This is a genomic window from Acidiferrobacterales bacterium, from assembly GCA_028820695.1.
Classification (GTDB): Bacteria; Pseudomonadota; Gammaproteobacteria; order Arenicellales; family JAJDZL01; genus JAJDZL01.
Map to the genome: position 1 here is coordinate 1 of JAPPIB010000010.1, position 14,081 is coordinate 14,081.

General features: G+C 50.5%; 14 protein-coding genes. 13 read left to right on the forward strand and 1 reads right to left on the reverse strand.

What is annotated here, in order from left to right:
• Nucleotides 1-169 precede the first annotated feature (169 nt).
• Nucleotides 170-457: an Asp-tRNA(Asn)/Glu-tRNA(Gln) amidotransferase subunit GatC gene (gene gatC / locus OXI60_01390; GenBank protein MDE0308473.1), complete on the reverse strand. Its 288-nt coding sequence runs from the start codon at nt 455-457 to the stop codon at nt 170-172.
• Between the two features lie 134 nt (nt 458-591).
• Here gatC and OXI60_01395 point away from each other — a divergent pair, with 134 nt between their 5' ends.
• From OXI60_01395 to OXI60_01455, 13 genes are all read left to right on the forward strand, one after another.
• Nucleotides 592-1,641, forward strand: a complete 1,050-nt coding sequence (locus OXI60_01395; GenBank protein MDE0308474.1) for a rod shape-determining protein — start codon at nt 592-594, stop codon at nt 1,639-1,641.
• A 21-nt stretch (nt 1,642-1,662) separates the two neighbouring features.
• A complete protein-coding gene (gene mreC, locus OXI60_01400; GenBank protein MDE0308475.1) occupies nt 1,663-2,559 on the forward strand; it encodes a rod shape-determining protein MreC in 897 nt (298 codons plus the stop codon).
• Complete coding sequence (gene mreD, locus OXI60_01405; GenBank protein MDE0308476.1) at nt 2,540-3,046, forward strand: rod shape-determining protein MreD; 507 nt, start codon at nt 2,540-2,542, stop codon at nt 3,044-3,046. The genes mreC and mreD overlap by 20 nt, the downstream gene beginning before the upstream one ends.
• Complete coding sequence (mrdA, locus tag OXI60_01410) at nt 3,030-4,919, forward strand: penicillin-binding protein 2 (protein ID MDE0308477.1); 1,890 nt, start codon at nt 3,030-3,032, stop codon at nt 4,917-4,919. The genes mreD and mrdA overlap by 17 nt, the downstream gene beginning before the upstream one ends.
• Nucleotides 4,894-6,003, forward strand: a complete 1,110-nt coding sequence (gene rodA / locus OXI60_01415; GenBank protein MDE0308478.1) for a rod shape-determining protein RodA — start codon at nt 4,894-4,896, stop codon at nt 6,001-6,003. Before mrdA ends, rodA begins: the two co-directional genes overlap by 26 nt.
• Entirely contained in the window at nt 5,993-7,030 is a 1,038-nt protein-coding gene (gene mltB, locus OXI60_01420; protein ID MDE0308479.1) for a lytic murein transglycosylase B, read from the forward strand. Before rodA ends, mltB begins: the two co-directional genes overlap by 11 nt.
• Before the next feature lie 11 nt (nt 7,031-7,041).
• Complete coding sequence (locus tag OXI60_01425) at nt 7,042-7,794, forward strand: septal ring lytic transglycosylase RlpA family protein (protein MDE0308480.1); 753 nt, start codon at nt 7,042-7,044, stop codon at nt 7,792-7,794.
• Nucleotides 7,795-7,831: 37 nt separating this feature from the next.
• The gene (gene lipB / locus OXI60_01430) at nt 7,832-8,461 is read left to right on the forward strand and encodes a lipoyl(octanoyl) transferase LipB (protein MDE0308481.1); all 630 of its coding nucleotides are present in this window, start codon (nt 7,832-7,834) and stop codon (nt 8,459-8,461) included.
• 296 nt (nt 8,462-8,757) lie between these two features.
• Nucleotides 8,758-9,768 carry a hypothetical protein gene (locus tag OXI60_01435; protein MDE0308482.1) on the forward strand — a complete coding sequence of 337 codons (1,011 nt, stop codon included), beginning with the start codon at nt 8,758-8,760 and terminating at the stop codon, nt 9,766-9,768.
• Nucleotides 9,769-9,806: 38 nt separating this feature from the next.
• Nucleotides 9,807-10,358: a mismatch-specific DNA-glycosylase gene (locus tag OXI60_01440; GenBank protein MDE0308483.1), complete on the forward strand. Its 552-nt coding sequence runs from the start codon at nt 9,807-9,809 to the stop codon at nt 10,356-10,358.
• Nucleotides 10,359-10,958: 600 nt separating this feature from the next.
• On the forward strand, nt 10,959-11,693 hold the full coding sequence (locus OXI60_01445) for an MBL fold metallo-hydrolase (GenBank protein ID MDE0308484.1): 735 nt from the start codon (nt 10,959-10,961) through the stop codon (nt 11,691-11,693).
• A gap of 171 nt (nt 11,694-11,864) precedes the next feature.
• A complete protein-coding gene (locus tag OXI60_01450) occupies nt 11,865-12,821 on the forward strand; it encodes a DMT family transporter (protein ID MDE0308485.1) in 957 nt (318 codons plus the stop codon).
• Nucleotides 12,822-13,078: 257 nt separating this feature from the next.
• On the forward strand, nt 13,079-14,029 hold the full coding sequence (locus tag OXI60_01455) for a DMT family transporter (GenBank protein ID MDE0308486.1): 951 nt from the start codon (nt 13,079-13,081) through the stop codon (nt 14,027-14,029).
• Nucleotides 14,030-14,081: the final 52 nt, after the last annotated feature.

The window sequence follows — 14,081 nt, forward strand, 5'->3', positions numbered from 1 at the left end:
GCCAGAATCGGGCTGTTGATGCGAAAATAATGCTCTAACGCGATTTCAGGGTGATACTATGATGCAACTGAACAGGTCGAAATAGTCATATAATCATAAACAGGAGGACGATCTGGCTGACCGCGGTGTGTCTCAATGGGAAATTGAAAAACCAATTGATGACATTCAGTCAGTCAAGTACTTTGGGAACAAGATAGAATCCTTTTTCCGTAGAGGGGGCGATAGATTGCAATTCACTACGCTGTTCGGGCTCCGTCAGTTCATCAGATCGCAGTCGCAGTTCGATGTCTTGCGGATGCGACATTGCTTCGATTTGTGATGTGTCGATTTCCTGCATTTGCTGAATCATTGTCAGTATGTCGTTCATTTCCTGGACGTAGGATTCAGCCGCTTGATCTTCGAGATTCAACTGCGCCAGAGCGGCTATGACCTTGACGTCTGTTTCTGATACGCTCATTATTCGTGCCGTGTTTCAATGAGGCCTAAAATTAAAATTATAGTGATTCATCATTTCGCACTGCCCGATTTTTCGCCGCTTCGATCAAGCATTGGCGGCGATTTCGCACATTATCATCAAGGTCGGTCTGAGTGATGCAGCTTATTGATCGCCTCTCCCAGGACCTGGCCATAGATCTCGGTACCGCGAATACGCTGATCTTTGAGAAAAACAGCAAGAAGATCATACTGAACGAGCCTTCGGTCGTTGCCGTGCACGTGCCGGACTTTGACGGAAAAAGTTACAAGAACCCGGTCAACTCGGTGCTGGCGATCGGTTCCGACGCTAAATCCATGTTGGGCAGGACGCCGGCCAACATCCGTGCCATCCGCCCGATGAAAGACGGGGTGATCGCTGATTTCACGGTTACTGAAATCATGTTGAAGCGGTTCATCGGCAAGGTTCAGACGCGGCGATTTTTCCTGCGACCGCGGGTTGTCATCAGCGTTCCATGCGGCTCAACCCAGGTTGAGAGACGGGCGATACGCGAGTCCTGTCTTGGTGCCGGTGCCAGGCAGGTTTACCTCATGGAGGAGCCAATGGCAGTTGCTGTCGGAATGAACCTGCCGGTTGATGAGCCTGTTGGAACCATGGTTGTCGACATCGGTGGAGGCACCACAGAAATTGGAATTATCTCGCTCGGCGGGTTGGTTTGGTCGAATACGATTCGGGTTGCCGGAGATTTGTTTGACCTGAAGATCAAGGACTACCTGAGAGATCAGTACGGACTGGAAGTCGGATTGCCCACGGCGGAAAGAATCAAGCACCTCATTGGCACGGCGTGGAACCGTTCCGACGAGACACAGATGGATGTTCGCGGCAGGGGTTTCAGGGGAGTCACTCGTCGACATGTGATCCGAAGCAGTGAAATTTATGAGGTACTCAATGGTTCCATGGAAGAGATAGTCAACGGTGTCGGTCAGGCACTGCAGAATTCACCGCCGGAATTGAATGTTGATATTTCCGATCGCGGCATTCTGCTAGCTGGCGGAGGCGCTTTGCTCCGCGACATCGACAAGCGGCTGAATGAAGCATTGGATATTCCGGTCATTATTGCGGAAGATCCGCTCACATGTGTCGCACGCGGTTGCGGCAAGGTATTTGAACGGGACGATCTCCTGAACCAGATTGCGCATGATCGTTAGGCGAGTTGATTTGGAACTGGATTGAAAACTTTAGAATTTACGATGAACGACCCGCGCAAAAAGTCGAATCTTGATTTCAAGTTCATCTGGTTATCTGTAATCGCCATCGTACTCCTCGTGCTCGAATCCCAGACCGCGATGCTGCACAGCACCAGAGTAGTCATCTCAATCCCTGTCAAGCCATTGCTTGAAGTTGCTCAGATTCCCACCCACGTCAAGTCGATGTATCAGAATGTGTTTGAGGAACGAGAACTCCTGCGCGATCTCAACCGGCGATTAGACCAGGAGAACAAGGAGCTTCGAGAGGAATTGATCAACCTTAAGAATGCGGAAGATCGAAATGTCTGGATGGCTGAGCTGCTGCACAGTTCGGAAACGCACCAGATTCCTGTCATTGCCGCCTCACCCACTTCGATTCAGCTCGAACCGCAATCGCAGAAGATCGTAGTGGACCGCGGATCGACTGATCGGGTGGTGTTGGGGCAGCCGGTTATTGATCATCGGGGCGTAATAGGTCAGGTTACGGCGGTGTCACTCAATGACAGTGCTGTGACATTGATCACTGACTCGACCCAGTCACTTTCGGTTCGCATCCGCCGCAGTGGCGTCAAGGCAGTGGTGCACGGGCTTGGAGACCCCGACAGGCTGAGGGTGTCGGGTCTGAGAAGCGAGCACGATGTTGTGATCGGAGACATTCTGGTAACAACTGGATTCGGTGAGAAGTATCCGGTTGGTTATCCGGTTGCTGAAGTGATCGAGGTCGAGCGCAATGTGAACCAATCGTTTTCGACTGTTTCCGCGGTGCCGCTGGCTGCAAATGATCCGGGTTACGCTGTCATGCTGGTGTGGCCGGACAGGACGCTGGGATCCCATGAAGTTCCGCTTGTGACATTGAACAATGCAGACCAAGAGCAATAACAGTCCGAGGCTCGCCATTCCGGTTGTCCTTTCGTTTGCGGCAGCCTTGGTGTTGTCGGTCGTGGCGCTTCCCGAATCAATTCTCGGTCTGCGTCCGGATTTTGTAGCGCTTGTCCTGATTTACTGGTGTCTGCATTACCCGAGTCGTGTTGGATTGCTGATCGCATTTTCCGTCGGCTTGTTGGCCGATGCCATGTTTTTCGGAATTCTGGGTCAGCATGCAATTGCCAAACTTGCAATTGCCTATGTCATGCTCAGGTTTTTTTCGGATTCAGAATTGAAGGATCATGCCTTCCAGCAGTCAATTGTTGTCCTGCTGCTGTTGATTTTGAACGTCATCATCCTGACGGTCACCGATCGTGTCGTGCATGGGCAATTTGGCTCCCATATGATTTGGCTGACACCGCCTATCGGTGCGATCATGTGGTATCTGTTTGCAAAAATCCGGCAAATGAGAACACCTCGACGACATGAATATATCCGATAGGAAAATCAGGGAAAGTGACTATGTCCGGAGCAGGATCATTGCTCGGGGACGTGTGTTGCTTTCATTTGCGATCGTCGGTCTGTTCATTTCAATCCTGCTAGGCAGGTTGGTCTATCTTCAGGTTATCGACTATTCCAATCTTTCTGCACGCTCGAGCCAAAATCGGATTGAGATCGTGCCAATCGCACCGGTTCGCGGTCGAATCTATGACCGAAACGGCAACTTGCTGGCTGGCAACAAGACAGTCTTTTCGCTTCGAATCATACCGGCCAACGTCGCGGATATTGATACCTTGCTCAGCGACATATCAGCCATCGTGCCTGTCTCCGAAAACGAGCGGCAGGCGTTTGGGAATTCCCTCAGAGTCAACAGCAGCTTTGAACCGCAGATTCTCAAGTATCATCTTGACGATCATCAGGTTGGACGATTGGCGGTGGAACGGTATCGGCTTCCCGGTGTGGTCATCAGTGCGGACCTGCACAGAGACTATACAATCGACGAATCCTTTTCACATGTTGTCGGTCACCTCAGCAGGATCGACAAAAACGACGAACAGAAACTCAATCGGTCCCGTTACAGCGGACTTCAGTATGTCGGCAAACATGGTGTTGAGTTATTTGGCGAGGACCTGCTTGTTGGCTGGTCGGGGCATGAACGCGTTGAAACCAACGCACATGGCCAGAAAGTGAGGACACTGTCCCAGGTTCTTCCTGCTGCAGGTCAGAATGTATATCTCACAGTCGATCGCGATCTTCAGGCAGTTGCCTATGCCGCAATCGGCGATCGGAAAGGGGCCTTGGTCGCGATGGATCCGACAACCGGAAGAATCCTAGCCATGGTTAGCCGGCCGTCATATGATCCCGATGGATTTTCAGTTTTATCCGATCGCAACATGGTGCTTGAGTTGCTGAGTTCTGCGGACAGCCCCCTCATCAATCGAGCGGTTCAGGGAATCTATTCTCCAGGATCCACCATCAAGCCATTCATGACACTGGCGGGTCTTGCGCACTCGATCTCAAACCTTCAGGTTGACTGTCCCGGTTTTTACCAGTTGCCGGGCGTGAGCAGAAAATACCGTTGCTGGAAAGAGGTGGGTCACGGCCGGATGGACTACCGAAGTGCTACTGCGCAGTCCTGCGACGTGTTCTATTACGAGTTGGCAAAACGGCTTGGTATCGATCGCATGTCTGCGTTTATGAGTCAGTTCGGTTTTGGGGAAGCGACCGGGGTGGGTCTGCAGAACGAAAAACCCGGTATTCTTCCGTCGAAAGACTGGAAACGCAAGACGTTGAACGAATCCTGGTATACGGGAGAGACACTGATCACGGGTATCGGGCAAAGTTACTTCTCTGTCACCATGATGCAGCTCGCGTACGCGACGTCGATAATCGCGAACAGAGGCAAGCAATACAAGTCACAGTTGATATATAGGACGGTTGATGTAAACACCTCGCAGGAGACGATCTATGAGCCGGAACTGCTTGGCAAGGTTGATATCAGTCAGAGACATTTTGAGACGGTCGTGCGCGACATGGTAGAGGTTGTTCACGGCAAGAAAGGTACTGCAAGAGCGATTGGCCACGACGCGCCATACACCATCGCTGGGAAGACCGGGACGGTTCAGTTGGTCCAAAGAGCCCAGGATACAGAGTGGGACGAAAGCAAAGTTGCCAGCAAACATTGGCCCCACGGGATCTTCACTGCCTTCGCACCTGCCGAATCGCCAAAGATCGTGGTTGCCGTGGTGGTGGAGAACGGAAAGTCGGGAAGCGCTATCGCTCCAATCGCGAGACAGGTGATGGACCATTACCTGCTGAAGACAAGTCAACAAGCTTCGAAGAACCAAATTGCGAGTATTAGCACTGTCAGGTGATAGCTCACCCTTTCGATTGGTTTTGGGCAGCTTGTTGCGGGTCGATGCGCTCATCCTTGTGTTGATTGTCTCGCTTTGTGCCATCAGTCTGGGTATTCAGTACAGCGCTGCGGGCCAGGAGTCGTCCCCTTTGTTGCGACAACTCGTTCGGATCTGTGTTGCGTTCATACTGATGCTGATTTTTGCTGGAATCCCAACAGATTGGCTGTACAAGTTCACACCACATGTATTCATAGTTGGATTCGCGTTGCTGATTCTGGTGCTGGTAGTCGGGTTCGTCGGTCGTGGCGCCCAACGCTGGCTGGATTTGGGTGTTATCCGATTCCAACCAGCGGAGTTGATGAAGATTGCGGTGCCCATGATGGTCGCATGGATTCTCACTCGTCCGCCACTATTGAGCCGGAATACAAATTTCCTTGTGTGCGGACTGCTTGTTGCGGTTCCCGTGTTTTTGGTTTATCTGCAACCGGACCTGGGCACATCATTATTGATTGCCGCAGTGGGGTTTTATGCCATTATGGTTGGCGGACTGTCGTGGCGCTGGATTGCGGTAATCGCTGCCCTGACAGTCGCCGCGATCCCTATTGTGTGGCCTCTTCTTCACGAATATCAGAGACTTCGGGTCATTACCATGTTTGATCCGTGGCAGGATCCATTTGGCAGTGGTTACCACAGTATTCAATCGATGATCGCGATAGGCTCGGGTGGAATCGGCGGCAAAGGTTGGCTTGAGGGAAGTCAGTCACAACTGGAATTTATTCCGGAAAGAAGCACGGACTTTATTTTTTCGGTGTTTGCCGAAGAGTTTGGGTTGATTGGCGGTGTTATTCTGATCGGAATATATGCACTGCTGATTACCCGCTGTCTGGTCATTGCATATCAGAGCAAGAGCGAATTCGGTCGTATTGTGGCGTCAACCGTTGGCATTATGATCTTTGTTCACCTGTTCGTTAACGTTGGCATGGTGGCAGGAATATTGCCGGTTGTCGGTGTACCGTTGCCCATCATGAGTTATGGCGGCACATCGATGGTTACGGTTCTGGTAGGAATAGGGATTGTCATGGGAGTTCGACATGCAGATTAGTAAAGTAGTTCCTTGCGTACGGTGTGGTACGGTTTTCTTGCTCGCGGTTGTGATGGTGTTGTATCTGAACGTCGGCAGCGTGTATGCGGTAGACTTTGAGAAGTATCCACAGGCAAGTGAGCTCGTCACCGCGCTGACTGATCAGACCGGACTTAAGAAAGAACGAGTTGAATCGATCGTTCGTGAAGCGGTGTTCAAGGACGATATTATCAAAGCCATTACGCGCCCGGCGGAGAAGAAATTCCCTTGGTATCGATACAGACCAATTTTTATCCACGACAAGGGGATCGATCTTGGTGTCGAGTATTGGAACAGGCACGAGGAGGTACTGCAGCAGGCTTACGAAACATATGGCGTAAACCCCGCCATTATTGTTGCGATCCTGGGTGTTGAGACTCGATATGGCAAGATAACCGGTCGGCATCGTGTGATTGACAGTCTGGTTACGATTGCGCTCGGGTATCCCCGAAGAAGCGAGTTTTTTGCCAGACAGCTCGGCGAATTTCTTGAATTGTGTGAAGAGGAAAACCTGAATCCATTGCTGATCAAAGGATCGTACGCCGGCGCGATGGGGATACCTCAGTTCATATCAAGCAGTTATCGGGATTTTGCTGTGGATTTCAATGACAATGGCCAACGCAACCTTCTATCGGAAACAGAAGACGCAATCGGGAGCGTGGCCAATTATCTTGCGGAACACAACTGGGTCAAGGACGGTCAGGTCTACGCCGAGATACAAGGTGACAATGTCGCTGTACTGGAACCGATTGTTTCGAAAAAACTGAAGACGAGCGGGACCTACGGTGATTTGAAAGCGATGGACGTGGAACTTGAGCCAAGCGAAGGTTTGAGTCTGGATCAGAAACTGGGCGTCATCCGATATGAGGTTGAGCCGGACAAGTTCATCTTTCGAGCCGGATTACCTAACTTCTATGCGATCACAACCTACAACAGAAGCACTTTGTATGCCATGGCTGTTGCCGAACTTGCGGAACAACTTGCCCAGGCGAGATCAGCGATCAACTAGGAAATACCGCCATGTACAAACTCATTTCGCTGGTCATACTTGCAGTATTTTCAGTTGCCGGCTGTTCTTCAGGTGGAGTCAAAGTTGCACATATTGACATCACTAACCTAAAAAATGCGATACCCAAGTATGAACCGTATAGCAAACGCGGTAACAGACCGTATCAGGTATTCGGCAAGACATACGTTCCTATTCGTACTGCAGCCGGATTTGAGCAGCGTGGAATTGCGTCGTGGTATGGCAAGAAATTTCATGGCAATCCCACTTCCAACGGCGAAATTTATGACATGTATGCGATGACTGCAGCACACAAAACGTTACCGTTGCCGTGTTATGTCTCTGTCACCAATCTCAACAACAACAGGAGGGTGATTGTTCGGGTCAATGATCGAGGTCCGTTTGTGGGGGACAGAATCATTGATCTGTCTTATTCGGCAGCGAGCAAGCTTGACATGGTGGGGCCGGGAACAGCCCCGGTTCTCGTCAAGGCGGTGCCACCTCCTACACATGTGTATGATCACCTGCCCGAGCTGAAGCATTATCTTTCAGTGGGTGTATTTGCCGATCAATCCAATGCAGAGAATCTTCGAAGGAAATTGAAAAATGCCGGGTTTGGCTTGACACACGTCAAGCAAAGGAAGAGCTCAGGTCGTGCAATCTATCAGGTGCGAATCGGTCCGATCGAACTGGACGACGCTGTTGACAGTCTGACCAGCCGGGTCAAGAAGCATATTTCGGAAGATCCGGTTCTCGTGACAGAATGACTCCGACTCGCGGATTCTGTCTTGCGGAGTCGACTTGATGGACCATCGCGTTGTCGTTCGAAGATCGGGTCTTGTGCCGTACGAACAAGCATTCGAGGCGATGCGGCAATTTTCCGCGACCCGCGACTGCGACACCACTGACGAGTTTTGGGTTCTGCAACACGAACCGGTATTTACGCTCGGATATTCCTGCACCGCACAGACCCGCGCAGTTACAGAGATTCCGGTTGTTCCCACCGACCGAGGCGGGCAGATGACATATCACGGGCCGGGCCAGCTGGTGATCTATCTGTTGATTGATATGACACGACGCCGGCAAGGTGTTCGCCACCTGGTAAGCTCGATTGAATCTGCTATCCGTGATGTACTGCAGTCGTGTGGAATCCATTCCGAATTGAAGGAAAGCGCACCGGGTGTATATGTTGGAGGGGAGAAAATAGCGTCGATCGGAATCAGAATTCGCCGCGGTTGCAGTTATCATGGCCTCAGTCTGAATGTGGATGTGGACACTGAGCCGTTCGAACTGATCGATGTATGTGGGTTTCCGGGCCTGAAAGTGACCAATCTGCGGCGAATCGGTTGCAACGAATCCATGGCGAGCATACAGGAGCGATGTATTGCAAGCCTGTGCCGGCATCTGAATTATGAAACGGCCCCCGATACTTGAAAAAATCAGTCGGGAAGGGCGATAACCACCGGATTTCATTTCGAGAGTCGTTCGCCACCATTGCGCGGTAAATCTCTGATAGCATCGTGAGAGAATTCTCAATACGGAAAGGGGATCAAGCTGACATCAGTGGAGGGCAGATCGGCTTGGTGACAAAGCCAGCTGGGTATTGAAGGCAAGTAACCGACGTCATTTCGAGTCATGGAGCGAGAATACCGATTGCAGCTGACGGAGCGGATGATGCTCCAACTCCTGCGGCTGAATTGTTTTTCCGATCGCATTTATAGAAAATTGCGATGACGGGCGATCGCGCACTTCGCATGATTGATCTCGGTGAGGTTTCCTATCTGGAAACTCAGTCTGTTTACCATGCGGTCGCGACATGCATGGACGAGGCGACTCCCGACACCATCATTTTGTGTCGTCCGAATTCGCCTTATCTTTGCCTCGGATATCATCAGAGCAGTCTGCAGGTATTGGATCCAGTCGCGGTGAGCGCAAACAGTCTGCCTGTGATGCGCCGTCGGTTAGGCGGTGGATTGACGTATCTCGACAATCAGCAGCAATTCTACCAATGCATATTCCATCGAAGCAGAAGTCCGGCCATGCCCGCGAGGGTTTACGCGTCTCGTCTGAAGCCTCCGATCGACACTCTGCGCCGATTGGGGTTGCCAGCGCAATTGCGTTACACGAATGAAATCGAAGTTTCCGGTCGACGTATCGCAGGTATCGGAGGTGGGATCATTTCGCAAGCCAGTGTCGTGGTGGGAAACATTCTCAACGATTTTGATTATGAGACTATGGCAAGCGTGCTCAATTCGCCTTGTGCGGAATTTCGGGATCTAGCGCTGTGGGCGATGCGCCAAAGAATCACCACGCTCGGTCTTGAGAGACGAAGTTCTGCGTGGTTGGAATTGCCCGACATGCTGCTGGATGCATTTCGAAGTGGATTCAACGCGACTGCTTTCCGTGGTGAGCTTTCAGATAACGAGCGTGTCGAGGCGATCCGACAGGCTGAGATCATGACTGCCAAGTCTTATCTTGAACAAAGGGAAAACTTGAGTCAATCTGACGCTATGCCAATTCTGCAGCTGAAGATATCAGGATCGACGATGACTCGTTTGGTCGCGATCAGAACAGGTAGCAGTCTCGAGTATTCGGTGTTGTCACTTAGGGATGGAATTGTGGAGAAAGTTGCGGCGATTCAGGAGATGCCAGAAGTTTTGTCTGATGAGAGTCAGCCATCAAGTATAGCGATACATGATTCAGATGAGATCGCAATTGGTCGAAGGCTGACGTCTGATTGACAAAGCGGATTTGAAGTCGTTGGATCTGAAGAATTCACATGTTTAACCCGGCGAACAAAGAGAACCACCTGCTTCCGGATGTCCTCGAACACGGTCTGACCACTGTATTTTGCGGCAGGGCACCCAGTCCCGAATCGAGAAGAAGAGGTGCGTACTATGCCCATCCAACCAACATGTTCTGGAAGATTCTGGCTGAGACTGGCCTGACAGACCGTTGTTTGAAACCGGAAGAGTTTCGCGAACTTCCACGATTCGGTATCGGTCTGACAGATTTGAATAAATTTGAGTTTGGCAGCGATCACGAGTTGACGGGGGAGGGTGACAATCCGATCGAGGTGTACGAAAAGGTCGTGTATTACCGGCCGAAAATACTTGCCTTTACAGGTAAGAATAATGGTTCGATGTTCTTGGCATCCGTTTTTGGCAGATCGAGAAGCAGGCCTGTGAGTTGCGGGGAACAGGATGATTGCAGAATCGGGGAAACGAGAATCGTTATTCTGCCTAGTACATCAGCAAGGGCCAAGGGGTACTGGGATTCACGGTATTGGGAAGAACTTGCATTGTTGCATAACGCTCGGTCTCACCTGTGAATCAGGCCGCTGACCTTGCACAACACCGCCTCTCAGGCCGCATCAGTGATGCGGCCTGAAACACGCGTGCCGACACTGCCGTTTCGGCTGATACGCGGTCAAATCACCTGCTCTGGAATTCAGTGAGCCCGTTGCTGCACGCAGAACTGACCAATGCAGGCAACCAAAGGCGTCCGAAAGTACAAGCCTGAATCCAAGCAACTTCCGGCTACGACGGGAAAGTCACCGATTTCAGATGCCACCGCCATGCAAATTGGCTAATTTCCCGTCACAGGGGGATTTATCACAAGCTGATCAAGCGGCGAGCGGGTTGTTGGCGAGGGTATTTCTTGAGAATCGCAAAGACAACCGTCAAGTATTCATTAAAATTCCAAATAGTTGACTTCAACAAGGCAGCAAATAATATCGGTGAGGAACTCCAGCGGTAGCCGACGTTCTCGGCGACGTATCTGGTTCAACGTTCGATGATTTATCCTATATCCAACCAAAGAGATGTTGACTCCGGTAGGAAGTCAGTCCGTTTTTTTTGAAATATTGGCCCTTATAAATTTCTTTCCGGGTATATTTGGAGCGAACCGCGATTGGCAGCTTGAATACGACATGAATGAACGAATAGCTCCAGAAAACTGGTACCGAACAAAAAAACTGGCAGATGAAGTTACCTTGATTTCCGAATATTGGGTCAAGGAATATTATCGCTGCAATATCTGGCATGTAAGAGGTAGAGACCGGGATATGCTGGTTGACAGTGGCATGGGTGTCGTCAATCTGCGGGAGCAGATCCCCATGCTCACAGAGAAGGCTTGTCTGGCAGTTGCCAGTCACACGCATTTCGATCATATCGGCGCTCATAATGAATTTGAACACCGCCTCGTCCATCGATTGGAAGCCGATGTGATTGCCAACCCGACGGCGGAGACGACTCTGAGCGATATTTATGTTTCTGACAACATGTTCCGTGCATTACCGCCGGCTCCGTATCAATCTACCGAATACGCGGTCAAGAAAGCACCTGCGACGCAACTGCTGGAGGATGGAGATGTGATTGATCTTGGAAATCGTCGGTTTCTCGTTATCCACACACCCGGACATTCGCCCGGCGGAATTGCATTATTTGAAGAAAGTACGGGCATTCTCTTTTCTGGAGATTTGGTCTATGACGGACCGCTGATTGAAGACAATTACAATTCTGATGCGGCAGATTACTATCGGAGCATGGTTCGCTTACTTGAACTGCCCGTCAATATCGTTCACGCCGGACATTTTCGAAGTTATGACAGGGCACGGCATCAGGCCATTATCAGGGCGTGGCTGGATGAGAAGGATGCCGGGTGACGATTCGGATGAGAGTCAGTCTCATCCGTGCGCGCAAGATGCAGCACTTTCAGGATATTCAACGAATTGCTCCTCATGGGTATTTGTGACGTTTGATTCGCCACAGACTGCGTAATCAGATAAAGAAAGTCTCAACTCGTAATTTTGAACATCTGAGCCGGAAAGACCTACGTGCAATTCCTGGCACGCACCAGCCAAAATTTTCAAGGTATCCTGTGCCTGTTCATCGCACTGGTATTCCTGACGATCAGTGATGCAATTATCAAATGGCTGAGTCCGTATTATCCATTGCATGAACTGACGCTGATCAAGGCGGCGATTGCATTGGTTCTGATATTGGTATTTGCCCACTTCTTTGGCGGTTTATCGCAACTGAAAACAAAGCGACCGTGGCTGCACATATTGCGAGGATTCATGCTTGTACTTTCGGACGCCTTTTATTTCCTGGGACTGGCAGCCATGCCGATGGCGACTGCGGTCGCTCTGTTTTTCTGTGCGCCTTTGTTCGTATGTCTGATTGCAAAGATGTTTCTTGGAGAGACTGTAGGACTTCAAAGATGGCTGGCGATAGTCGTGGGGATGGTTGGTGTGCTTGTAATTGCCCAACCAGGCGGAGTAGATTTCAACTGGAGTGTCATATTTCCCGTATTGTCAGCAGTGACTTATGCGTTGATGATCATGATGACGCGAAAACTCGCGATCAGCGATTCTGCCGGTTCAATGAGCGTTTACATTCTGATTTCATTCATTATGTTGAGCACAATATCCGGATTTCTCATTGGAGATGGCCGGTTCAACGTGTTCAGCCAAGCATCGTTGGATTTTCTGCTAAGAGCATGGCTATGGCCTAGTCTTTCCGTGTATCAGTTGCTGATTATTTGTGGTGTTGTATCCGCAGTAGGGGTTTATCTTCTGTCCCAGTCTTACCGTATTGCTGAAGCATCGGTAGTTGTACCCTTTGAGTATGCTTCGCTGCCGCTGGCGATTCTCGCAGGCTTGTTGGTATGGGGAGACGTGCCCGGATTGAGAGACTATATCGGCAGTGCCCTGATCATTGGCAGTGGACTTGTCGTGGTTTTGCTTGAAATTCGTATGAGCCGAAAAATTGCACTTTCAAAGGTTGGATAACACTCACTCATTTGACCTTTCTTTCACTCAGGTTCTGCATTGCAGCTATTGTTGGAAGCAGTTGCAGGCATTTTGTGCGACTGTTGTGAAGTGCAAGCGCAGCCCCTTCGGGGATTCTTTTCGAATCGTATTGAAGTTGTCGCTACTTCGGACGTATGGAGACCAGCCTGTTCAGATATATTCTTTGGGTTCGACTGTACCGGAGGCGGGCAGGCTGCAAGCATCGAACCTTCTGGAAACGACGCTGTGCTGATTCAATGAACAGACGAATTATCAATAACTTAAGTCAGAATGTACAAGGTATTGTGTGCCTGATATTCGCGTTGTTGTGCTTGACGGTGAGTGATGCGATTATCAAGTGGCTGAGTTCAACTTATGCGTTGCATGAAATCACGCTCATCAGAGCCCTGTTTGCACTCACTATGGTGGTTGTTTTCGCCAAGTACTTCGGTGATTTGTCGCGGGTGAGAACACGGCGGCTCGGGTTGCACCTGATTCGGGGGTTCATGCTTGTCTTGGCCAATATATTTTTCTTTCTGGGGCTGTCCGTGATGCCCCTGGCCACGACAGTGGCTTTGTTTTATTGTGCGCCATTTTTTATTTGCATACTTGCCAGGGTGATTCTGCATGAACCTGTCGGCTTACCGCGATGGATGGCAATTGCGGCTGGAATGCTCGGTGTGGTCGTCATTGCGCAGCCGGGCGGTACTGATTTCAGTTGGAGTGTATTCCTGCCAGTTGGAGCAGCGTTCACATATTCGCTGATGGTGATGATGACACGCAAGCTGGCAATCAGTGACTCCGCCGAGTCGATGAGCTTTTACATTCAGGCATGTTTTCTCATATTCAGTTTGCTGAGTGGATTGCTGATTGGTGACGGTCGATTCAATACATTTGATCATCCGACGCTGGATTTTCTGTTACGAGCCTGGCTTTGGCCGAGTCTCAAGGATTTCCAGATTTTGCTGATTTGCGGAGCGGCATCTGCAGCAGGCACTTACCTGCTTTCGCAGTCCTATAGAATCGCCCAGGCATCCGTTGTCGCACCGTTTGAGTATGTTTCGCTGCCATTTGCGATTGCTGTTGGATTCATCGTGTGGGGAGATTTGCCCGGTTTGAGCGACTATATCGGCAGCGCTCTGATTGTTTGCAGCGGACTGGTTGTTGTCTACTTCGAAGCCCGATTGCGAAGGATGGCGAAAACCTGATGGTGTCCTGTACCTGGCCCGGCGACGATTGAAATGGCAAGGCAAGATATTT

Bases quoted from the DNA above. Each gene is read 5' to 3' on its own strand.
- gatC (MDE0308473.1), bottom strand. From the start codon at position 457: ATGAGCGTATCAGAAACAGACGTCAAGGTCATAGCCGCTCTGGCGCAG.
- OXI60_01455 (MDE0308486.1), top strand. From the start codon at position 13,079: ATGAACAGACGAATTATCAATAACTTAAGTCAGAATGTACAAGGTATT.
- OXI60_01395 (MDE0308474.1), top strand. From the start codon at position 592: ATGCAGCTTATTGATCGCCTCTCCCAGGACCTGGCCATAGATCTCGGT.
- lipB (MDE0308481.1), top strand. From the start codon at position 7,832: ATGGACCATCGCGTTGTCGTTCGAAGATCGGGTCTTGTGCCGTACGAA.
- OXI60_01445 (MDE0308484.1), top strand. From the start codon at position 10,959: ATGAATGAACGAATAGCTCCAGAAAACTGGTACCGAACAAAAAAACTG.
- mltB (MDE0308479.1), top strand. From the start codon at position 5,993: ATGCAGATTAGTAAAGTAGTTCCTTGCGTACGGTGTGGTACGGTTTTC.
- OXI60_01435 (MDE0308482.1), top strand. From the start codon at position 8,758: ATGACGGGCGATCGCGCACTTCGCATGATTGATCTCGGTGAGGTTTCC.
- OXI60_01425 (MDE0308480.1), top strand. From the start codon at position 7,042: ATGTACAAACTCATTTCGCTGGTCATACTTGCAGTATTTTCAGTTGCC.
- OXI60_01440 (MDE0308483.1), top strand. From the start codon at position 9,807: ATGTTTAACCCGGCGAACAAAGAGAACCACCTGCTTCCGGATGTCCTC.
- mreD (MDE0308476.1), top strand. From the start codon at position 2,540: ATGCAGACCAAGAGCAATAACAGTCCGAGGCTCGCCATTCCGGTTGTC.
- mrdA (MDE0308477.1), top strand. From the start codon at position 3,030: ATGAATATATCCGATAGGAAAATCAGGGAAAGTGACTATGTCCGGAGC.